This window comes from Methylophaga sp. UBA2496 (assembly GCF_002341635.1).
Lineage (GTDB): Bacteria > Pseudomonadota > Gammaproteobacteria > Nitrosococcales > Methylophagaceae > Methylophaga.
The window spans coordinates 546,498-567,462 of record NZ_DDOK01000004.1 but is presented as its reverse complement, the minus strand read 5'-3'; the positions used below and the strand labels follow the sequence as shown (position 1 = coordinate 567,462).

Annotated in this window: 20 protein-coding genes; 18 read left to right on the top strand and 2 right to left on the bottom strand. The window is 47.3% G+C overall.

Annotated features, from left to right (window positions below; genetic code table 11):
• Window positions 1–296: 296 nt before the first annotated feature.
• From B2W60_RS06005 to B2W60_RS05960, 10 genes are all read left to right on the top strand, one after another.
• Entirely contained in the window at window positions 297–1,064 is a 768-nt protein-coding gene (locus B2W60_RS06005) for a DUF3450 domain-containing protein (RefSeq protein WP_292362120.1), read from the top strand.
• Window positions 1,061–2,422 carry a MotA/TolQ/ExbB proton channel family protein gene (locus B2W60_RS06000; protein WP_292362121.1) on the top strand — a complete coding sequence of 454 codons (1,362 nt, stop codon included), beginning with the start codon at window positions 1,061–1,063 and terminating at the stop codon, window positions 2,420–2,422. The genes B2W60_RS06005 and B2W60_RS06000 overlap by 4 nt, the downstream gene beginning before the upstream one ends.
• 40 nt (window positions 2,423–2,462) lie before the next feature.
• Window positions 2,463–2,927 (top strand): MotA/TolQ/ExbB proton channel family protein, encoded by a 465-nt coding sequence (locus B2W60_RS05995; RefSeq protein ID WP_292362122.1) that lies wholly within the window; start codon window positions 2,463–2,465, stop codon window positions 2,925–2,927.
• An 8-nt stretch (window positions 2,928–2,935) separates the two neighbouring features.
• On the top strand, window positions 2,936–3,343 hold the full coding sequence (locus B2W60_RS05990) for an ExbD/TolR family protein (RefSeq protein ID WP_292362123.1): 408 nt from the start codon (window positions 2,936–2,938) through the stop codon (window positions 3,341–3,343).
• The gene (locus B2W60_RS05985) at window positions 3,315–4,022 is read left to right on the top strand and encodes an energy transducer TonB (RefSeq protein ID WP_292362124.1); all 708 of its coding nucleotides are present in this window, start codon (window positions 3,315–3,317) and stop codon (window positions 4,020–4,022) included. The genes B2W60_RS05990 and B2W60_RS05985 overlap by 29 nt, the downstream gene beginning before the upstream one ends.
• A complete protein-coding gene (locus B2W60_RS05980) occupies window positions 4,022–5,245 on the top strand; it encodes a tetratricopeptide repeat protein (RefSeq protein ID WP_292362125.1) in 1,224 nt (407 codons plus the stop codon). The genes B2W60_RS05985 and B2W60_RS05980 overlap by 1 nt, the downstream gene beginning before the upstream one ends.
• Entirely contained in the window at window positions 5,238–5,804 is a 567-nt protein-coding gene (locus B2W60_RS05975) for a class II aldolase/adducin family protein (protein WP_292362126.1), read from the top strand. The genes B2W60_RS05980 and B2W60_RS05975 overlap by 8 nt, the downstream gene beginning before the upstream one ends.
• A gap of 134 nt (window positions 5,805–5,938) precedes the next feature.
• Window positions 5,939–8,086, top strand: a complete 2,148-nt coding sequence (ovoA, locus tag B2W60_RS05970) for a 5-histidylcysteine sulfoxide synthase (RefSeq protein WP_292362127.1) — start codon at window positions 5,939–5,941, stop codon at window positions 8,084–8,086.
• Window positions 8,073–9,245: a MalY/PatB family protein gene (locus B2W60_RS05965; protein WP_292362128.1), complete on the top strand. Its 1,173-nt coding sequence runs from the start codon at window positions 8,073–8,075 to the stop codon at window positions 9,243–9,245. Before ovoA ends, B2W60_RS05965 begins: the two co-directional genes overlap by 14 nt.
• 86 nt (window positions 9,246–9,331) lie before the next feature.
• Complete coding sequence (locus B2W60_RS05960; protein WP_292362129.1) at window positions 9,332–9,535, top strand: winged helix-turn-helix domain-containing protein; 204 nt, start codon at window positions 9,332–9,334, stop codon at window positions 9,533–9,535.
• Here the strand turns inward: B2W60_RS05960 and B2W60_RS05955 are convergent.
• Window positions 9,532–10,104 carry a Tll0287-like domain-containing protein gene (locus tag B2W60_RS05955; RefSeq protein ID WP_292362130.1) on the bottom strand — a complete coding sequence of 191 codons (573 nt, stop codon included), beginning with the start codon at window positions 10,102–10,104 and terminating at the stop codon, window positions 9,532–9,534. The two genes, B2W60_RS05960 and B2W60_RS05955, sit on opposite strands and share 4 nt — an antisense overlap.
• Window positions 10,105–10,126: 22 nt before the next feature.
• Window positions 10,127–10,327, bottom strand: a complete 201-nt coding sequence (locus B2W60_RS05950; RefSeq protein WP_292362131.1) for a YgaP family membrane protein — start codon at window positions 10,325–10,327, stop codon at window positions 10,127–10,129.
• A 153-nt stretch (window positions 10,328–10,480) separates the two neighbouring features.
• On the opposite strand from B2W60_RS05950, the gene parE reads away from it, so the two are divergent.
• From parE to B2W60_RS05910, 8 genes are all read left to right on the top strand, one after another.
• Entirely contained in the window at window positions 10,481–12,379 is a 1,899-nt protein-coding gene (gene parE / locus B2W60_RS05945) for a DNA topoisomerase IV subunit B (protein ID WP_292362132.1), read from the top strand.
• A gap of 14 nt (window positions 12,380–12,393) precedes the next feature.
• Complete coding sequence (gene parC / locus B2W60_RS05940; RefSeq protein ID WP_292362133.1) at window positions 12,394–14,634, top strand: DNA topoisomerase IV subunit A; 2,241 nt, start codon at window positions 12,394–12,396, stop codon at window positions 14,632–14,634.
• Between the two features lie 54 nt (window positions 14,635–14,688).
• Entirely contained in the window at window positions 14,689–15,159 is a 471-nt protein-coding gene (locus tag B2W60_RS05935) for a DUF3305 domain-containing protein (RefSeq protein ID WP_292362134.1), read from the top strand.
• Complete coding sequence (locus B2W60_RS05930; RefSeq protein WP_292362135.1) at window positions 15,156–15,596, top strand: DUF3306 domain-containing protein; 441 nt, start codon at window positions 15,156–15,158, stop codon at window positions 15,594–15,596. Before B2W60_RS05935 ends, B2W60_RS05930 begins: the two co-directional genes overlap by 4 nt.
• The gene (locus tag B2W60_RS05925) at window positions 15,559–17,145 is read left to right on the top strand and encodes a 4Fe-4S binding protein (protein WP_292362872.1); all 1,587 of its coding nucleotides are present in this window, start codon (window positions 15,559–15,561) and stop codon (window positions 17,143–17,145) included. The genes B2W60_RS05930 and B2W60_RS05925 overlap by 38 nt, the downstream gene beginning before the upstream one ends.
• A gap of 5 nt (window positions 17,146–17,150) precedes the next feature.
• Entirely contained in the window at window positions 17,151–17,726 is a 576-nt protein-coding gene (locus tag B2W60_RS05920) for a TorD/DmsD family molecular chaperone (protein ID WP_292362136.1), read from the top strand.
• 131 nt (window positions 17,727–17,857) lie between these two features.
• Window positions 17,858–18,067 carry a Tat pathway signal protein gene (locus B2W60_RS05915; protein WP_292362137.1) on the top strand — a complete coding sequence of 70 codons (210 nt, stop codon included), beginning with the start codon at window positions 17,858–17,860 and terminating at the stop codon, window positions 18,065–18,067.
• A gap of 12 nt (window positions 18,068–18,079) precedes the next feature.
• On the top strand, window positions 18,080–20,956 hold the full coding sequence (locus tag B2W60_RS05910; RefSeq protein ID WP_292362138.1) for a formate dehydrogenase subunit alpha: 2,877 nt from the start codon (window positions 18,080–18,082) through the stop codon (window positions 20,954–20,956).
• Window positions 20,957–20,965: the final 9 nt, after the last annotated feature.

The following is a 20,965-nucleotide window of genomic DNA, read 5'->3' as shown; positions in this document are numbered from 1 at the left end:
ATATTCCCGTTTTAAAAGGAGAAGTCGCTCATGGCGAATGGGCTTGCATTCAGTAAGCTGTATCACAAGTCCATAGGAATGTTCAGCTTCTATTGTCTTATATTTCTCTCTCCTTCTATGAAGGTTTAGCCAGACCCAATCGGTCTGGCTTTTTTTTTGCCTTTTTTTGCACTTTTTTCATCTTCGTACGTCTAAATGATAAGAGATCGCATTTAGACTTCCCACTGTGCGTCTTCTCTTGATAAGATGTCGCTTTCATTTCCACCGCCGACATCCGGTAACACAAGGAAAATTTTATGCATTTTAATTTCAGCCGACTATGTTGCCTGCTAGGCATCTGGTTGGTGCCTTCATTCACCAATGCTGGCGCATTAGATCAAGCTGTTGACCAACAGGTGCAAACCGATACCGCAGCCCAGCGTACCCAGCAGCAAATTGACAATCTGGATGATGAAACCCGCGAATTATTAGCGGAGTATCGCAGTGTTTTGAATCAGAAGGAAAGTCTGGCGGCCTATAACAGTCAACTTGAACAGCTTGTTTCATCTCAACAGGAAGAACTGTTGTCAGTTGAAGCGCAGTTAGCCAATATCGATACAACGCAACGCGATATTGTGCCATTAATGATCAAAATGGTGGATGTGATAGAACAGTTTGTTGAATTGGATAGCCCATTTTTACCTGAAGAACGTAATAGCCGCGTTGAACAGTTAAAAACAATGATGAACCGGGCTGATGTAACGCTGTCTGAAAAATTCCGTCGTATTCTGGAAGCCTACCAGGTTGAAACTGAATACGGTCGTACTTTGGAAGCCTATCAGGGTGAACTGGTCGCAGGTGATAGCAATCGTACCGTTGATTTCCTGCGCGTAGGCCGCGTAGGTCTTTATTACCTGACACTGGATCAACGCGAGGCGGGTATGTGGGATCAGGAATCAAAAAGCTGGCAACAGCTCCCCAGAGAATCCATTCAGTCCGTTGTACAAGGTCTGAAAGTAGCTCGTAAGCAATTACCACCCGATTTATTAACCCTGCCGGTAAGAACGCCAGAGGCGATCCAATGAGAAGTATTTCAACGATAATTATTTTTTTAATGGCTTTGCCATTCTCTGTTGTGGCAGAGGAAAAGCCTGTCAATCTCGACCAGTTACTTGATCAAGTCAAGCGTGAACGTGTCATTGAACAAGAGCAGAATCGTTTGCGGGAAGCCGAGTTTCTTGAAGCCCGTGACCGTCAGGCGCAATTGCTGGAGCAGGCCAAAGCAGATTTAGCTGCTGAAGAACGCCGAACAGAGCGGCTCAATGATGCGTTTGAAGAGAATGAATTCAAATTAGCCGAGCAGGAATCTTTGCTGCAGGAACGTTCCGGTTCGCTGGGTGAATTATTTGGCACAGTTCGTCAAATGGCCAATGACAGCCGGGCGGTTATTGAATCATCAATGACCAGTGTGCAGTATCCGGAACGTATCGCATTTCTGACAGAGTTAAGCGAACGAAAACAACAACCGAGCATCGATGAGTTACGTGAACTGTGGTTAGTCTTGCAACACGAAATGACCCATTCAGGCAAAGTGGAACAGTTTCCAGCCCAGGTCATCACGGCAAACGGGGAAGTGGCAGATCGCGATGTGACCCGTGTCGGTGTGTTTACTGCTTTCAGTGATGGCAAGTTTCTGCGTTACATGTCTGAAAACCGTAATCTGGTGGAATTAGCCAGACAGCCGGTACAGCGCTTACGCGATCAAATTGAAGCATTTGAAAATAGTGATCCAGGTGAGTTGAAGACAGTCGTGGTTGATCCGACTCGCGGTGCAATTATGGCGTTACTGGTGCAAACACCTGATTTGCGTGAACGTATTCAACAAGGTGGCTGGATTGGTTATATCATTCTGATTTTGGGTGCAATTGGTTTACTGATTGCGCTGATTCGTTTTGTGACATTGATGCGGCTGGAGCGTGGCGTCAGCAAGCAGCAAAAATCCAAAGAATTGAATCTGAAAAATCCGTTGGGCCGAATCCTGTCTGTATACAGCGACAAGATTGCTCAGGATGTAGAAACGCTTTCTTTAAAACTGGATGAAGCCATTCTCCGGGAAACACCGAGTATTGAACGGGGGCTGGTGACACTGGCGATTCTGGCTGCTGTAGCACCGATGCTGGGTCTGTTAGGAACGGTTTCCGGCATGATCGAAACGTTCCAGTCGATTACGTTGTTTGGGACCGGTGATCCGAAACTGATGTCCGGCGGTATCTCACAAGCTTTGGTGACCACCGAGTTAGGTTTGGCAGTAGCGATTCCTATTTTATTAATTCATAGCGCTTTATCGAGCAAGAGTAATCGTTTGATTCAAATTCTTGATGAAGAGAGTGCAGCGATTGTTGCTCGTAACGCTGAAACACAAACTCTGAACCGTGACGGATAATTTCTTTCAGATACAGCTGCTGATGGAAAGCGGCGGCACAGTGCTCTGGCTGATTTTGCTGGCGTCGATTTTAATGTGGACACTAATCATTGAACGCTATGTGTTTATCTGGTTCCTGCATCCACGTGAAGTTCGCAAGATGATGGATGAGTGGCACCAGCGTGACGATTTGGCCAGTTGGTATGCCCAGCAAATCCGCCAGGGCATGATTGCTGAAAGCCAGGTGATGCTGGAGCGCTTTCTGATTTTGATTCGAACGCTGACCGTTGCATTACCGATGCTGGGATTATTAGGCACAGTAAACGGCATGATCCAGACCTTCGATGTGATGACCGTTTTCGGAACCGGTAATACTCGCGGTATGGCGGGTGGTATCTCAGTGGCATTGATAACGACGATGGGCGGTTTGCTGACTGCTTTATCAGGGCTCTATTTCATTACTCAGCTGGAACAGCGTGTTGCCCGAGAAGTTAATAACGTGGCTGACGCCCTACGCAGAGATTAGGAAAGTTTATGCGAAAACGACATTCCCGCCGTCAAAGTGGCGGTATAGCTGAAATCAACATGACACCTTTGATTGATATGGTGTTTATATTGCTGATCTTTTTTATTGTCACCACCTCGTTTGTTAAGGAAACCGGTGTTGATGTAAACCGTCCATCGGCTAAAACAGCGGTGGAGAAAGAGCGTGCAAATATCCTGATCTCGATTCGTGAAAATGATGAAATCTGGATGGATCAACGACAGATCGATCGCCGTGCTGTACGTGCCAATGTGGAACGGATGTATGCTGAAAACCCGGAAGGTTCGGTGATTATTCTGGCGGATGAAAATGCGAAAACCGGTATATTGATTGAAGTCATGGATCAGGCACGTCTGGCAGGAGTTGCGAATGTCTCAATTGCTGCTGAACGAGACTAGTCGCGGAGACTCATCGACTATGCGTATCTTGATCGGATTATTACTGGCGATAGTGGTCAACTATGGTCTGTTTACTTTAATGAAAGAGATGACCACTTCTGACAGCAGTCTTTATCGCGATGATAATGAAATGCTGGTACTGGACTTTGTGCGTCTGAAACAGGAAGAAACGCCACCTGAGACGATAAAGCGTGAGATCCCGAAAAAACCACCACCGCCGGAAGAGCCGCCACCGCCAACACCCACAACTGCGCCAAAAATGACGCAGCCTGATGTTCAACAACCCAAAATGGACATGCCGAGAATTGATGTGCCGCTGAATATTGCCGGTCAGCCTTATCTGGGGGATTTCAGTGCCGAGCCGGCACCAGCGCCTTCACCCAGTCCGGTGCAAGGCCCACAAATGGATGATGAAGTGGTGCCATTGGTACGTATTCCACCGAATTATCCACGTGTTGCTCAGCGTCGCGGTATTGAAGGTGTGGTGACCGTAGCCTTTACCATAACCCGTGATGGCAGGGTAAAAGATCCCGTAGTGGTGTCTGCCAACCCGGAGAATGTATTTGATAATGCGGCGATGACGGCCATTCTCAAATGGAAGTTCAAACCGAAAGTTGTTGATGGTGAGTCGGTTGAACGTCGGGCAACCCAGGAAATTGAATTTAAGCTGGCCAGATAATGAAGAAAATACTGAATCATAAATTCGCTGTGATGATCATACTGAGTAGTCTTATCTGGCCATTTTCAGTGCTGGCAGATGACTATTTACTGACCGAAAAAACCTACAAAGCGCTGAGTGCTGCTCAGGAAAAAATGGAGCAGCAACAGTATCGGCAGGCTGAAGCGGATCTGAAAAAGCTGATTGGTGAGACAGAGTCAGGCTCATACGAACGGGCGGTAGTATTGCAAACACTGGGTTATTTGTATTCAGAAACGGAACAATACAAGCAGGCCGCAGAACAGTTTGAACAGGCATTAGCACTCAATGCCTTACCTGAAGATGTGACTCATAATCTGCGCTACAATCTTGCTCAGCTGTTAATCGGAGATGGACGTTATCAAAAAGGCATTGATTTGCTGACAGCCTGGTTAAAGGATGAACCTCAGGCAAACAGCAGTGCCTATGTTCTGCTGGCAACGGCGTATTATCAAATCAATCAATTCACCAAAGTTGTTGAAGCGATTCGAGTCGCCATCCAACGAGATAAATCACCCAAAGAAAACTGGTATCGATTGCAGCTGTCGGCGCATATGGAAATGCAGCAATACAGTCAATCAATAGACGTGCTGGAAATTCTCATTGAGCAGTTTCCAGTGAATAAAACCTATTGGGATCAATTGGCTGCTCTCTACGCCCAACAGGAAAAACGACTTACCTCCCTGGCGGTGCAGATGTTGGCTAAGCGACTGAATCTTGGTGACAAAGACACGGTATTGCGCCTGGCGAATATGTATCGATATCTGAATATTCCCTATAAATCTGCTCAGCTTTTACAAAAATCTATGGATGATGGCGTGATTGAACGGAATTTCAAAAACCTTGAATCGCTTGCTGACAGTTGGTTAGCGGCCAGAGAAAATGAAAATGCCACTCAGGTTTTAGCTCGTATGCAATCAATGGACGCTTCAGGTGAGACCGATCTGAAACTCGCCAGAGTTTTCATCAGTATGGAAAGCTGGCCTGAAGCGGCCGGGCCTTTACAGCAAAGCCTGGAAAAATTACCGGAAGACAAGCTCGGTCAGGCGTGGATGCTTTCGGGTATGGTTAATTATCATTTGGGAAACATGGAGCAATCCGAGCAACATCTGAACCGTGCGCTGAATTACTCGGAAGTACGTAATCAGGCGTCGCAATGGCTGAGACATCTCCAGAACACAAGGCCGGATAAGGAAGATGCCTGAAGCCGCATTGAACGAACTGAAAGCGCAGCTGGTTCAACATTATCGGTGGCTGCGTCAGTATGGTTGCAATGATTCACATAGTGGTAATGCGTCTTTCCGCTGGCACAACCAGATATGGGTGACACCTACAGGCTGTTGCGCAGACACGCTCGCACCGGAAATGCTGGTGCCATGTGATGTTGATGGACAAATTGGTGATGGCGCTTCGCTTGATGCGCCGCTACACTTGGCAACCTATCAGCATAATCCGGCAACGAAAGCCATTTTTCATAGCCATGGGCCACATGCCATTGCAATGACGATGAATGGTAAAGACTTTATTCCTTTGGATTTTGAAGGGCAGTATTACTTTCCCAGCGTACCGGTTATTACGATTAACTATGCTGAATATGTGGAAAAGTCACCGTTGGCTGTAGCTCAGGGCTTGGCGAGAAATAAAGTTGTCATTGTTCGCGGGCATGGTGTGTATGCCTGTGCGGAAACCATCAATCTGGCCTATAAGTGGAGTTGCTCGGTAGAGTTGTCTGCAAAAACAGCCTGGCTTACTGCTCAGCTATAATCCGCTTTACACGAAACCAATTCGTACAAAATAAGTCAAAAGGGTCTGTTTATCTTCCGTCTCCAGCAGTGGTGGAGACGGAAGATAAACAGACCCTAAACTCTCATAAGTATCCTCAAAGGGATTTTTGACCAATGACTGCCGAAAAAGCCTTATCTTTTTCCCACTCAGAAGCCACGTATTTGCGTACTCCGCACTTAAATACAACAGATCCAGCAGCCGTTCGGACGGAACTTGCAGCCTATTTCAATGCCAACTTCGAACGTTATGAATCGCTGTTTGATACCTTGAAATCTGACGATGGGTATTACCAGAAAAGTATTCCGTTACGTCATCCATTGATTTTTTATTTCGGTCATACAGCAACATTTTTTGTTAATAAACTGTTACTGGCAGGCTTGTTAACGCAACGAATCAATCCACGTTTTGAATCGATGTTTGCTGTAGGTGTGGATGAAATGAGCTGGGATGATCTCAATGATGCACATTATGACTGGCCGACAGTAGCGGAAGTTAAAGCCTATCGCCAACAGGTAAAAAAAACGGTAAATCAACTTATTCAAACAGCACCGCTGCAATTGCCCATAAATTGGGAAAATCCCTGGTGGGCAATCATGATGGGTATTGAGCATGAACAGATTCATCTGGAAACGTCATCGGTATTAATCCGGCAACAGCAATTACAGTGGGTGCAACCCCATGCGGCCTGGCTGGCATGTGACATTTCCAGACCAGCTCCTGAAAACGCACTTTTGCAAGTGGAAGCCGGTACGGTTAGTCTCGGAAAATCATTTGATGATGCTTATTACGGTTGGGATAACGAATATGGTCAGCATCAAGCTGATGTAGAAGCGTTTAAGGCTGCAAGGTATCTGGTCAGTAATCAGGAGTTTTTAGCTTTTGTTGAAGCTGGCGGCTATCTGCAGCGACATTACTGGCAGGAAGAAGGGCTGCAATGGCGTGAATTTACTCAAGCTGAATATCCGACATTCTGGATAAAAACGAATCAAGGTTGGCAGTTGCGATTAATGGCCGAGGTGGTGCCGATGCGTTGGGATTGGCCGGCAGAAGTCAACTACCATGAAGCCAAGGCATTTTGTGCATGGAAGGCTGAACAAACCGGTGAAACCGTGCGCCTGCCTACTGAAGATGAATGGTATCGTCTGGTCGAGGTTTCAGGCCTCGAAGAGCTGAACGAAACGCCGGCAGCAGCAAATATTCATCTGGATCATTTTGCCTCCTCCTGTCCGGTCAATCATTTCGCCCAGGGTGATTTCTATGATGTGAGGGGGAATGTATGGCAATGGACCGAAACACCGATTTATCCATTTGATGGATCCCAGGTTCATCGCTTATATGATGACTTCACCACACCAACCTATGATGGAAAACACAATCTGATCAAAGGCGGCAGCTGGGTTTCCTGTGGTAATGAAACGCGTTTATCATCACGTTATGCTTTCAGACGTCACTTTTTCCAACATGCCGGTTTCCGCTATGTGGTCTCAGAGGCCCCGGTGGTAAATCTCGATTCAAATTACGAAACCGACAAAATGCTCTCAGAATATGCCGAGTTCCACTACGGTGAAAGCTATTTTGATGTGCCGAACTTTCAAAAAGCCATTGCTCGGTTAGCTATCGAAAAAATGTCTGGCAAACCATCACGACGTGCTCTCGATCTGGGTTGTGCTGTGGGACGGGCCAGTTTCGAATTAGCCAGGCATTTTGATCAGGTAACAGGAATTGATTTCTCGGCACGCCTGATTAATCTGGGGGTCCAGCTCAAACGGGATGGTGTCGTTCGCTATGCTGTAGCCGATGAAGGTGATTTATTACTCTACCGTGAACAGCGGCTGGCGAATTTTGGATTGGAAAAGACAGCTCACAAAGTCGATTTTATGCAGGGGGATGCCTGTAATCTCAAAGCGGTATACAGCAATTATGATTTAGTGCTGGCAGCGAATTTATTAGACCGTTTGTATGACCCGATTTTATTTTTAAAACAGATACATGAACGGATTAATGCGGGTGGCTTGCTGGTGCTGGCTTCGCCGTATACATGGCTGGAAGAACACACGGATAAAGCCAATTGGCTGGGTGGTTTCAAAAAAGACGGAGAAAGCTTTTCCACACTGGACGGCATCAAAAGCGTGCTGGAAAAACACTTTCAGCTGATTGATGGTCCATTTTCACAACCCTTTGTTATCCGTGAAACCCGACGTAAATTCCAGCATACTCTGTCAGAGGTGACTATCTGGGAACGTCGACATGTCGAAGATTGATTTTGATCAGAAAATAGATCGCAGCGGCACGTATAGTCTTAAATACGATGCCCGCCAGCGACTGTTTGGCCGGGAGGATGCGATTCCTCTGTGGGTGGCTGATATGGATTTTGTTGCCCCTGAGGCCGTAACCCGGGCGTTGACAGTCAGAGCTGAGCATCCTTTGTACGGTTATAGTGAATATCCAGCGGCCCTGTATCAGGCGACTCAGGAATGGTTTCTGCGTCGTCATCACTGGCATATTGCCACTGAACATATTCTGATCTGTCCCGGCGTAGTGCCTTCATTGCATGCCACCATTATGGCGCTCACGGAAAAGCATGAGCAGGTTATTGCTCAGCCCCCGGTCTATTTTCCGTTTTTCTCAGCCGTCACAGAGACACAGCGCGAACTGGTCGTAAATCCGTTAGTACTGGTGGACGATTATTACCAGATGAACTTCGATCAATTGGCTGAACAAGCCGCTTCTGGCGCAAAAATGCTGTTGCTCTGTTCGCCGCATAATCCCGGAGGGCGTGTCTGGAGCGAAGCTGAACTGCAGAAACTCCTCGATATCGCCAGACAACATCAACTCATCATTCTCAGTGATGAAATTCATGCGGATTTGGTATTTACCGGCAACAAGCATATTCCGCTGGCATCCCTGGCAAAGGATGTGCCCATTGTGACTGCGGTATCAGCCAGCAAGACATTCAATATTGCCGGGCTGGGCATGTCGATGTTGATCGTGCCGGATAGCGAGCATAAAAAGGCAATTGAATCGGTTTTTAATTCCTGGCATGTCAGTGCTGCCAATCCGTTCAGTATTGAAGCAACCATCGCTGCCTACCGGCATGGTGATGACTGGTTGGAACAGTTACTGGTTTACCTGCAACAAAGCTATGAGTGGGTAAAACAGTTTTTTGCTGTACATTTACCCAAAATCAGGGTGTTGCCATTACAATCGACCTATCTTATATGGCTGGATTGTCAGGCTTTGCTGCTGAATGACAAACAACTGCGAACTTTTTTTGTTCAGCAGGCTGGTGTGGCGATGAATCCAGGCGTGATGTTTGGTGATGCAGGCAGTGGTTTTATGCGCATGAATATTGCAGCACCGCGATCTGTGATTGAACAGGCTTGTCAGCAAATTATTACAGCCTGGGAAAATATGCAATGAAGCATTCCAGTCAACAAGCCCTAAATCAGGTGATGAATTATCAGATGATTAGGTAATGAAGTTATTTCAATAATGTGAGGTTTAATATGCAGCAGATTATTGGTGATGCCGCAGGGGAAATCTGGAAGTATCTCAAAAAGAATGGCGCCACAAGCACCTCTAAATTAGCAGCAGAATGTGCTCTGGACAGTAAGTCGTTTCAGCGGGCTGTAGGCTGGTTATGCCGTGAAGATAAACTCAGTTTGACGCAAAAAGGCCGTAGCGAAATTATCGACCTTAAAGAACGTTAATCTGCCGGTAAACCTTCCTTCACGGTAAACGCACCGCGGACACTGCCGACACTGAATCCTGTTGCCTGATCTTCGGGGTACAGTTTTTTCAGCTCTGCCTTTATGGGGTCAGGTATTTTTTCTCCGTGGCAGGATATGCAGACCAGGTCAGTGCCAATAGCCTTCATCAGTCGCCATTGCTTAATGCCATCGTTATCAACCTGCTCACTGAATGTGAGCTTTTTAACCGTTTCGCCTTTTTCCAGTCGTTTTTCGAAATTCCCCAACACCCTGGCTTCCCATTCATCAGCCTTATTTTCAGGATTTCTTACTTTCAGTGCGGTGCGACTCACATCAAGATTGTATTTTGCTGAAACCTGCTGAGCTACTTTAGGAGCAATATCCTTGCAGACCCCTATGGTTTTTACAGAACCATCGGTTTGCATTGATAACATCAATGCGGATTTGAGCGTTTCAGCAAATTCTTTTATCGCCTGATTAGCCTGAGTTTTAAATTCCTTTGCGTCATCAGCCTGAACTGAAAAGGCAAAAAACAGAAATGGGATAAAAACTATCTGCCGAATATTCATAACCTTGCTCCACGTCGGGTCATTAAAATGCGTTGCCTTGTGACAGGCCAATTTTTTTGAGCAATTTTGCCATCGGACAAAAACCAGTAAAAGCTGCCTGAAGCATATTTATACCCACAACTGCAGTGAACCACAGCCAGTAAATATGATGCAACTGTGAAAGCAATAAACTTATCAGGATAAAACTTCCAGCCAAAGCAAAAACCATTTTATCTGTATTCATGTTGTTTCTCTCTATAATTAGTTGTTACTAATATTAGATAGCAATTATATGTGATGCAAGCTTAGTTATTTCATCGCCGTGCTCTAGATGCTTGTACATCCGGCTTTTATCCTGCTAACCTTCGGGCAACTTGATTTTTTTGACTAAGAGAAAATGACCAATATCTACGACGCTTCGGCAATTGAGGTTCTAACGGGATTGGACCCGGTCAGAAAACGACCCGGCATGTATACCGATACCACAAGACCGAATCATCTGGCTCAGGAAGTCATTGATAATAGCGTCGATGAAGCCATTGCCGGTCATGCGACAAATATCGAAGTCATCCTGCATCCTGACAACTCGCTTGAAGTCATTGATGATGGACGCGGTATGCCGGTGGATATTCACCCTGAAGAAGGTGTGCCGGGTGTTGAAGTTATTCTGACCCGCCTGCATGCCGGTGGTAAGTTTTCCAATAAAAACTACCGTTTCTCAGGTGGTCTGCATGGTGTCGGTGTCTCTGTTGTTAATGCCTTATCCAAACGACTGGAAGTCAATATTCGCCGTGATGGCATCAGCTATAGCATTGCATTTGAAAATGGTCTGTTGGTTGAGCCTTTAACCGAAACCGGGACGGTTGGCAAAAAAAATACCGGTACCAGTGTCAGGTTCTGGCCGGACACCAGTTTCTTTGATGCACCGAAGTTTCTCGTCTCACGTCTGCGTCATGTTTTACGAGCCAAAGCGGTATTATGTCCCGGTTTAGTGGTTACCTTTGAAGATTTAAGTGGTGCCGAAAAACAGAATGATCGCTGGTGTTATGAAGATGGTTTAAACAGTTATCTCGCCAATGCGATGACTGATTTGCCATGTGTGCCTGCGAAACCATTTGTTGGCCATTTTGCCGATGAAAATCAAGAAGTCGATTGGGCATTGATGTGGCAACTTGAACCAGCCGAAGTGATTGCGGAGAGTTACGTCAATCTGATTCCTACGGCGCAGGGCGGCACTCATGTAAACGGTTTGCGTTCCGGCCTGCTGGATGCTTTACGGGAATTTTGTGAATTTCGCAGCTTGCTGCCCCGCGGTGTCAAACTTTCTGCTGAGGATATCTGGGAACGCTGCAGTTACGTGTTATCCGTTAAATTGCAGGATCCCCAGTTTTCCGGTCAAACCAAAGAACGTTTGTCCTCCAGACAATGTGCCGGGTTTGTTGCAGGTGCAGTAAAAGACTCATTCAGCTTATGGCTTAATCACCATATTGAAGATGGCGAAAAGATTGCTGAACTGGCGATTAGCAATGCACAGTCACGGTTAAAACAAGCCAAAAAAGTGGTGCGTAAACGCGTTCAGTCCGGCCCGGCATTGCCAGGTAAACTGGCGGACTGTACGTCACAGGATCCCTCACGTACCGAACTGTTTCTGGTCGAAGGGGATTCTGCTGGTGGCAGTGCCAAACAAGGTCGGGATCGGGTATTTCAGGCCATTATGCCGCTGCGTGGAAAGATTCTGAATACCTGGGAAGTCGAAGCTTCCCAAGTGCTGGCCTCCCAGGAGGTTCATGATATTGCTGTGGCAGTAGGCGTTGATCCGGGGTCGGATGATCTTACCGGTCTGCGCTACGGCAAAATCTGTATTCTTGCCGATGCTGACTCGGATGGCGCGCATATCGCCACGCTGTTATGTGCCTTATTTGTCCGTCATTTTCGTCCATTGGTTGAAGCCGGACATATCTGCGTGGCGATGCCACCGTTATATCGAGTCGATGTGGGTAAGCAGGTTTTTTATGCACTGGATGATGAAGAACGCCAGATCATTCTGGATCGTATCGAACGGGATAAAATCAAAGGCAAAGTCAGCACCCAGCGCTTTAAAGGTCTGGGGGAAATGAATCCTTTGCAATTACGTGAAACCACCATGGCACCGGATACTCGCCGTCTGATTCGTCTGACCATTGATGCTGATGACGATACCTTTATGACCCTTGATAAACTGCTGGCTAAAAAACGGGCAGGGGATCGTAAGGTCTGGCTGGAACAGCATGGCGATTTGGCTGATGGTTTAATCTGAACTGAGAATTTTAAATGAGTGCATTAGTCGACGATCTGGAACAGCAACCGCTTAGAGAGTTTACCGAAAAAGCGTATCTGGGTTATTCCATGTACGTCATTCTGGATCGGGCCCTGCCACATCTGGCGGATGGTCTGAAGCCGGTGCAACGTCGCATTGTATATGCGATGTCAGAACTGGGTCTCAGTGCGGTTTCCAAACACAAAAAATCCGCTCGTACGGTGGGTGACGTTTTAGGTAAATATCATCCGCATGGTGATTCGGCCTGTTATGAAGCCATGGTATTGATGGCGCAGCCATTCTCCTACCGTTATACCCTGATTGATGGTCAGGGTAACTGGGGTTCGATGGATGATCCCAAATCGTTTGCCGCGATGCGGTATACCGAAGCACGTCTGGCACCGTATGCCCAAACCCTGTTAACTGAGCTGGGGCAAGGCACGGTTGAATGGATGCCTAATTTTGATGGCACCATGGATGAGCCACAACTGCTACCGGCTCGTCTTCCCAATGTATTATTGAATGGTGCCACCGGTATTGCGGTGGGTATGGCAACCGATATTCTGCCGCATAACCTGCGGGAAGTGGTCAATGCCTGTCTGTTGTTACTGAAATCACCGAAAAGCACATTAGATGATTTGCTAACCGAAATTCAGGGACCGGATTTCCCCACAGGCGGCGAAATTGTTTCATCACAAGCAGAAATTCGCCGGATTTACGAAACAGGTCATGGTTCGATACGCCAACGTGCCGCTTATAAAGTCGAAGACAATGAAATTGTGATTCATGCACTGCCATATCAGACTTCCGGTGCCAAAGTGCTGGAACAGATCGCCGCACAGATGAATAACAAAAAGCTGCCAATGGTGGCGGATTTACGGGATGAATCCGATCACGAACAGGCGGTTCGTCTGGTGATTGTGCCGCGTTCCAATCGGGTGGATATTGAAAGTCTGATGTCACATCTGTTTGCGACTACTGATTTGGAACGCAGTTATCGCGTCAATATGAACATGATTGGTCTTGATGGCCGGCCGCAGGTGAAAAATCTGCTGCAGATGCTCAGCGAATGGCTGACCTACCGCATTCAAACGGTACGTCGTCGTTTGCAGTTCCGGCTGGATAAAGTGCTGGATCGCATGCATGTGCTGGAAGGTTTATTGATCGCCTATCTGAATATTGATGAAGTCATTGCCATTATCCGTCACGAAGATGATCCCAAAGCGGAGCTGATGGCCCGATTCAGTCTGAGTGATCGTCAGGCCGAATCGATTCTTGAATTACGTTTACGGCATTTGGCCAAACTGGAGGAAATGAAGCTCAAAGGCGAAATGGATGAGCTCAGCAAGGAACGTAAATCACTGGAATTATTACTGAGCTCGGAAACCCGTTTGAAATCGTTGATCCGCAAAGAGTTGACAGCCGATGCTGAAAAATATGGTGATGATCGGCGCAGTGAAATCAAACAACGTGATGCGGCCAAAGCGCTCAGTGAAACCGAGTTATTACCGACAGAACCGTTAACTATTGTGCTCTCAGCCAGTGGCTGGGTGCGTGCTGCCAAAGGCCATGATGTGGATCCGGGATCGCTAAATTACCGAACCGGGGATCGCTATCTGGCCTCGGTGAAAACCCGCAGTAATCAGCAAGTGGTGTTTCTGGATGAAAGTGGACGCAGTTATTCTCTGGCGGCGCATACCTTGCCATCAGCAAGAGGGCAGGGAGAGCCATTAAGCGGGCGCTTGCAATCTGCCCCCGAAGTAAGGTTTATTGCCGTAATTGCTGCCGAAAATGATCAGATGGTGTTGCTATCCAATACGGCAGGTTATGGTTTTGTGACCCGCTTTGATAATTTACTGGCCAAAAATAAAGCGGGCAAAGCCCTATTTAATCTGCCGGAGAAAGCGGCATTGTTGCCACCACTGGTGTTGGATACCAAGACGCCACAGCAACTGGCTGTAGCTGCTGGTGATGGTCGTTTGCTGGTGTTCCCGATCAGTGAAGTGCCAGAATTAAATAAAGGTAAAGGCGTACGGCTTATCAATATTCCGCAGGCTCGCTTTAGCAGCGGGCAGGAGTGGTTGCAATCGGTCACATTGGTCCCGGAAAATCACAGCCTGACGCTGCATGCCGGACGTCGTCATCTGACATTGAAAACGGCTGATTTGCAACACTATGCAGGAGAGCGCGGAAAACGCGGTCACAAGCTGCCGAGAGGATTACAAAAAGTCAGTTCGGTCGAAGTAGCCGAGTAAAAAGCTCGGTTATTTGTTATCCTGTTTGGCATTAAATCACAATGCCTGATAGAGATGCTGGATTTACCTTCTGATCATTTTTCCGTTACTGCCGTATTGCTGAAAAAAGCCAGTCAGCACCGCTGGGCCAGTCATTCCTGGTCTCTGCTCGGTGTGATGCCAGGCCTCAGCGAAACGCAATTGTCCAATGCGCAGGAATCAGGCGAGCTGCATTATTATTCCGATCTGCATCTGCGTTTATTTCGGCATTATTGTGAAAGTTACTACCATAACCTGATGTCTGAACAGGCCAAGATCTATTTTATCGGGCGCCTGGAAAATGACCAGTTATCACCCGTTTTACTGACCGTGGATTTCGATGAGGCGGCTTCGTATATGGAAGCTGGCGATCAGGTACTGGAAGCACCATTGCCGGATGAATTATGTGTCTGGCTGGAACGGTTTCTACTTTACCACTATGCCCCGGAAGCACCTAAAAAACGCCGACGTGAACGCTGGAAAGATAAAGATGGAGGTGCCAGATGAAAGAAAAATCAGCATCCGAAAATTTCCTGGCGCGCTGGTCTCGCCGCAAACAACAGTCTGAAGTACTGACAAATCACGCCGTTGAGAACTCACCTGATGTAGAGCCATCTGAACCGGCAGTAGCAAAAGATCCCGCTGAGTTACCCATCTGGCAACGAGATGACGTGGATCCTGAAACCAGGCAGCAGGCTTTAAGAGATTTATTTCGTAAACCGGGCTTTAATAAAACTGACGGCCTTGAAGAATACGAAAACGACTATAACTATCATGCTTTTGCCGGATTAGGCTCTGTGGTGACGCATGAGATGAAGCGCATGCTGGAGCGTCAGCTGGAAGCAGATGAAACAGCTGAACCGTCAACAACAGCAGATTCAACAGAAAATCCTTTACAGGATGAAGATGCAAAACCGCGAAATACTCGCGACGAGGAGGATTAACCCATTGCATAACGTGGTTTTGGAAGCAGGTCGAATTGAAATTCATCCTGTGCAATTGATTGAGTTTGAATCCCGTGGAAGATTGTTAATTATCGGCAGTAGCGAGGCGATTTCTGCCGTAGCTCCACATTGTCAGACATTAACGATAACTGCGTTAGTGAGTGATGCTGCGACTGTCAGTGCTGAAGAAGTTTCGGTTTTAGCAGGTGAGTTGACTGGTTTAACCGGCTGGCTGGGTGAGTTTGATGCGATTATTTCTGGTCAAACGTTACGATTCGATTTGGTTCTGGATTTGAGTGACTCGTCAATTCTCAAACAGAAAGTTTCGCCTTTAGGCTATTTTGCACCGGGTGATAATCAACAGGCATTGGCAGAAGCCTTACAGCAGTTACCGGATTTGATTGGTGTTTTCGATAAACCACGCTATTTCCAATACAAACCGACTATCTGTGCCCATTCCCGACGTGGTATTAATGGCTGTAATCAATGTCTTGAAGCCTGCCCGGCCGAGGCTGTGAGCCACGCTGGTGATGAAGTCAGAGTGGATCCCAATTTATGTCAGGGGTGTGGCAGCTGTGTGGCGGTATGCCCTTCCGGGGCAATGAATTACGCATTGCCGACGCTGGATGTCAGTCTCGAACGGTTACGCTCTATGCTGCAGCAATATGATGAACTGGAAAGCCTGCCACCGCATATTTTGATCCATGATGAATCCAATGCACAAACCTTGCTGGAAATGCGCGGTCATGAACTCACTGATGATGTGATTACGTTCTCGATTGAAGAAATTGGTGCATTGAGTATGCCTTTCTGGTTGGCTGCCATAGCTTATGGTGCCAGTGGTGTTACAGTCTGGGATGCACTGACCCACGACGATCATGACTGGCTGGAATTACAGCAGCAAATGCAGTTAAGCAATGAATTATTGAACGGTATGGGGTATCCGGCTGCAATTCACTGGCATCAGGGCAATGATTTCACTGCATTACAAACTCATCTTAAACAACTTTCCAAAACAGATGCTGCTGCTCCGGGTCGTTTTGCCGGTATGGATAATAAACGGCGGGTCAGTACTCTGGCCTTATCCCATCTATACGAACATGCCCCGGCACCACAGGCAGAAATTAAACTTGAAAAGCCCGCGCCATTTGGTGAGATTCTGGTTGATAAACAGGCTTGTACTTTATGTATGTCCTGCGTATCGGTCTGTCCGGTGGGATCCTTGGTTGATGGGGTGGACAAGCCGCAACTCAACTTTATAGAAGATTTATGTGTGCAATGCGGTATTTGTGAAACGGCTTGTCCGGAAAATGCCATCACGCTGTCACCTCGTTATCTTTATCAGCGGGATCAGGCACGCCAAAAACGTGTATTGCATGAAGAGGCGATTTTTCATTGCATCAGTTGCGCAAAACCATTTGCCACACAGAAAATGATCGATACCATTACCGAAAAATTAAAAGATCACCACATGTTCCAGGGCGCTGCTTTGGAGCAATTGAAAATGTGTGAAGACTGTCGTGTAAAAGCAATGTTCAAAAAAGGTTGATAGGCGTGGAAGATATTGAAGAAACTCAATGGCGTGCCCAAACATACGCCTTATTAGCTAATTTGCTGGCGGCCCCGCCACAACAGAATTTACTGGATAACATTGTCAGTCTGCAGGTTACTCATCCTGAAAGTCCTCTGGGGCAGGGCTGGAAGGCTTTGGTAGAAGCTGCCGGAAAATACAATGCCGAACAAATTGCGGATGAATATCAATTATTGTTTATCGGTCTGGCGCAAGGTGAGGTTATTCCTTACGGCTCGTATTATCAGAGCGGCTTTTTAAATGAAAAGCCACTGGCAAAATTACGCATAGATTTAGGCAAACTCGGACTTGAGCGGCAACAGGACAAAGCGGAGCCGGAAGACCATATCGCCGGGGAGTGTGATGTGATGCGTTTGATTCTGACAGCTAACGGCACGCCAATCATAGATGATAAAACCTTTTTTAATACGCACTTACGACCCTGGGCAGTCAAATTCTTTACTGACTTGGCGAAAGCCAAAAGTGCTGCTTTTTACGGCGGGGTGGCATTATTGGGTAAACATTTTACAGAAGCTGAACTTCAACGCCTCGAACAATGACAAATAGTTTGATTTTGTGGGCGAATATCCTTGAACACTCATGTCGTCTGCGCGATAATTAACACTCAAATTTGTTGTCGACGCTGACAACCTCTTGCTTGTCAATGCACTGAATTTCATCCGGAGAAATCATGACTGCAAAGCCATCAAATAGCCGCAGAGAATTTCTGCACAAATTGACTGCCACCATTGGTGGAACGGCGACACTGGCACTGACAGCAAATACGCTGCAAGCCGCCCCAAAACAAGCAGTTGAAACTCCCGCTAAACCTGCTCCCGCTGCAAAAGGTTATCAACATACTGAGCATGTTGAGACTTACTACCAGCGTGCTGACTTTTAAAAGACTGACGCTATGAAACTGACTAAACGTGATCCGGCAGCTATTCGCAGTGATAAATCAGGCGTTAACCGTCGTACATTCCTGAAAGGTTCAGGTATTGCTGCGGGTGGCGCAGCCTTTATGAGTCTGTTGCCTACCGCAATGATTCAAAAAGCAGACGCGGCTGAAGGCCGCCAGCCGGCTTATGATGAAGGCGAAATCACCAGGGTACGCAGTGTCTGTAGTCATTGCAGCGTAGGTTGCGGTGTCACTGCAGAAGTGCAAAACGGTGTGTGGATCGGTCAGGAACCAAGTTTTGATCATCCTTTCAATCTGGGGTCGCATTGTGCCAAAGGGGCATCGGTCCGCGAACATGGTCACGGTGACAAACGTCTTAAATATCCGATGAAAAAAGTCGATGGCAAATGGCAACGATTGTCATGGGATCAAGCGATCGAAGAAATCGGCACACATATGCTGAACATACGAGAAACTTCAGGACCGGATTCGGTTTACTGGCTGGGCTCTGCAAAATTCAGCAATGAGCAGGCTTACCTGTTCCGCAAATTTGCCGCATTCTGGGGCACCAATAACGTCGATCACCAAGCACGGATATGTCATTCCACCACTGTTGCCGGGGTAGCCAATACCTGGGGCTATGGTGCAATGACCAACTCTTATAATGACATTCATAATTCAAAAGCAATTTTCATCATTGGTGCCAATCCGGCCGAAGCTCATCCGGTTTCGTTACAACATATTTTCCGTGGTAAAGAACGTGGTGCACCGATCATTGTAGTCGACCCGCGCTTCAGTCGTACCGCCGCCCATGCGGATCAGTTTATTCGTATCCGCAGTGGTTCTGATATCCCGTTTGTCTGGGGTATGTTGTGGCACATTTTTGAAAATCGCTGGGAAGATAAAAGCTTTATCGATCAGCGTGTTTATGGAATGGAAGAGATCCGTAAGGAAGTGGCGAACTGGCCACCGGCGGAAGTCGAAAGAGTCAGTGGCGCCAAGGAAGCGGATGTTTATCAGGCCGCCAAAACCATGGCCGAACACCGTCCCGGTACGGTTATCTGGTGTATGGGCATTACCCAGCATACCGTGGGTAACAGTAATACCCGCGCATTATGCATTCTGCAGTTAGCGCTGGGTAATATGGGGGTTTCCGGTGGTGGAACCAATATCTTCCGTGGCCATGACAACGTTCAGGGAGCCACCGACTTCGGTGTGGTTTCTAACAGTCTGCCGGGTTATTACGGTCTGGCTGAAGGTGCCTGGGAGCATTGGGCCCGGGTATGGAATGTCGAGCTGGACTGGCTGAAACAGAAATTCGATCAAACCAAATACGAAGAAGTTGAAGGCACTGCGGTGTCACCGATGTATACCAACGGCATTACGGTTTCCCGCTGGATTGATGGTGTCTTGGAAAATAAAGATAACATCGACCAGAATGATGCCATCAAAGCGATGGTGCTTTGGGGGCATGCGCCAAACAGCCAGACTCGTGGCCCGGAAATGAAAGAAGCCATGGAAAAGCTGGATTTACTGGTGGTGGTGGATCCTTATCCAACGGTTTCTGCCGTTATGAATGATCGCCAAGACGGGGTGTATTTATTACCCGCTTCAACCCAGTTTGAAACCTATGGTTCACTGACTTCATCAAATCGTTCAGTGCAATGGCGTTTCCAAATCATCAAGCCATTATTTGAATCATTGCCTGATCACACCATCATGTACAAATTCGCCAAAAAATTCGGCTTTGAACAGGAACTGTGCAATCAGATCGAAGTGAATGGTGAAGAGCCATTGATTGAAGATATCACGCGCGAATACAACAGAGGCATGTGGGCAGTTGGTTACACTGGTCAGTCGCCAGAACGTCTCAAATTGCAATCTGAAAACCTGCATACCTTCAATACCACCACATTGAAAGCCGAGGGCGGCCCATGCGATGGTGAAATTTACGGTTTGCCCTGGCCTTGCTGGGGACCACCGGAAATGAAACATCCGGGCAGTCATATTCTGTATGACAACTCTACACCGGTAGCTGAAGGCGGTGGTCCATTCCGTGCCCGCTTTGGTGTGGAACGTGATGGCGTCAACCTGTTATCTGAAGAAGGCTCCAGTACAGTGGGGGCTGAACTCACGGATGGTTATCCTGAATTTACCGATACCATGCTCAAGGAGCTGGGCTGGTGGGATGATCTGACCGCTGAGGAAAAAGCCGAGGCCGAAGGTAAAAACTGGAAAACCGATTTATCGGGTGGTATCCAACGTGTCGCCATCAAACATGGTTGTGCGCCTTATGGTAATGCCAAAGCGCGGGCAGTAGTCTGGCAGTTCCCGGATCCAGTACCAATTCACCGTGAACCGCTGTATACAACCCGTCGTGATCTGGTGGAAAAATATCCTACCTATGAAGATCGCCGCAGCTTTTATCGTCTGCCGACGCGTTATGGTTCAATTCAGGCGAAAGATTTCAGTAAAGACTTCCCATTAATCATGACCAGTGGCCGACTGGTGGAATACGAGGGTGGTGGTGAAGAAACCCGTTCTAATCCATGGCTGGCTGAGTTACAGCAGGATATGTTTATCGAAATTAATCCGGCTGATGCCAACAATGCAGGCATTAAAGATGGTCAGCAGGTATGGGTGGATGGTCCTGAAGGGGGAACCATCAAAGTAATGGCAATGGTGACCCAGCGTGTTGAGCGTGGCGTAGTGTTTATGCCGTTCCACTTTGGCGGCCACTATCAGGGTAAGGATTTGATTGATAATTACCCTGAAGGCACTGTGCCACATGTTCGAGGTGAATCGTGTAACACCGTATTCACTTATGGTTATGACTCCGTAACGGCGATGCAGGAAACGAAAGTTTCTCTCTGTCGTATCCGTGCTGCCTAATTAAGGGGA

What these genes read in the sequence shown, in the direction of transcription:
- B2W60_RS06005 (WP_292362120.1), top strand. Translation starts at nt 297, where the DNA reads ATGCATTTTAATTTCAGCCGACTATGTTGCCTGCTAGGCATCTGGTTG.
- B2W60_RS06000 (WP_292362121.1), top strand. Translation starts at nt 1,061, where the DNA reads ATGAGAAGTATTTCAACGATAATTATTTTTTTAATGGCTTTGCCATTC.
- B2W60_RS05990 (WP_292362123.1), top strand. Translation starts at nt 2,936, where the DNA reads ATGCGAAAACGACATTCCCGCCGTCAAAGTGGCGGTATAGCTGAAATC.
- B2W60_RS05985 (WP_292362124.1), top strand. Translation starts at nt 3,315, where the DNA reads ATGTCTCAATTGCTGCTGAACGAGACTAGTCGCGGAGACTCATCGACT.
- B2W60_RS05980 (WP_292362125.1), top strand. Translation starts at nt 4,022, where the DNA reads ATGAAGAAAATACTGAATCATAAATTCGCTGTGATGATCATACTGAGT.
- B2W60_RS05975 (WP_292362126.1), top strand. Translation starts at nt 5,238, where the DNA reads ATGCCTGAAGCCGCATTGAACGAACTGAAAGCGCAGCTGGTTCAACAT.
- ovoA (WP_292362127.1), top strand. Translation starts at nt 5,939, where the DNA reads ATGACTGCCGAAAAAGCCTTATCTTTTTCCCACTCAGAAGCCACGTAT.
- B2W60_RS05965 (WP_292362128.1), top strand. Translation starts at nt 8,073, where the DNA reads ATGTCGAAGATTGATTTTGATCAGAAAATAGATCGCAGCGGCACGTAT.
- B2W60_RS05960 (WP_292362129.1), top strand. Translation starts at nt 9,332, where the DNA reads ATGCAGCAGATTATTGGTGATGCCGCAGGGGAAATCTGGAAGTATCTC.
- B2W60_RS05955 (WP_292362130.1), bottom strand. Translation starts at nt 10,104, where the DNA reads ATGAATATTCGGCAGATAGTTTTTATCCCATTTCTGTTTTTTGCCTTT.
- B2W60_RS05950 (WP_292362131.1), bottom strand. Translation starts at nt 10,327, where the DNA reads ATGAATACAGATAAAATGGTTTTTGCTTTGGCTGGAAGTTTTATCCTG.
- parE (WP_292362132.1), top strand. Translation starts at nt 10,481, where the DNA reads ATGACCAATATCTACGACGCTTCGGCAATTGAGGTTCTAACGGGATTG.
- parC (WP_292362133.1), top strand. Translation starts at nt 12,394, where the DNA reads ATGAGTGCATTAGTCGACGATCTGGAACAGCAACCGCTTAGAGAGTTT.
- B2W60_RS05935 (WP_292362134.1), top strand. Translation starts at nt 14,689, where the DNA reads ATGCTGGATTTACCTTCTGATCATTTTTCCGTTACTGCCGTATTGCTG.
- B2W60_RS05930 (WP_292362135.1), top strand. Translation starts at nt 15,156, where the DNA reads ATGAAAGAAAAATCAGCATCCGAAAATTTCCTGGCGCGCTGGTCTCGC.
- B2W60_RS05925 (WP_292362872.1), top strand. Translation starts at nt 15,559, where the DNA reads ATGCAAAACCGCGAAATACTCGCGACGAGGAGGATTAACCCATTGCAT.
- B2W60_RS05915 (WP_292362137.1), top strand. Translation starts at nt 17,858, where the DNA reads ATGACTGCAAAGCCATCAAATAGCCGCAGAGAATTTCTGCACAAATTG.
- B2W60_RS05910 (WP_292362138.1), top strand. Translation starts at nt 18,080, where the DNA reads ATGAAACTGACTAAACGTGATCCGGCAGCTATTCGCAGTGATAAATCA.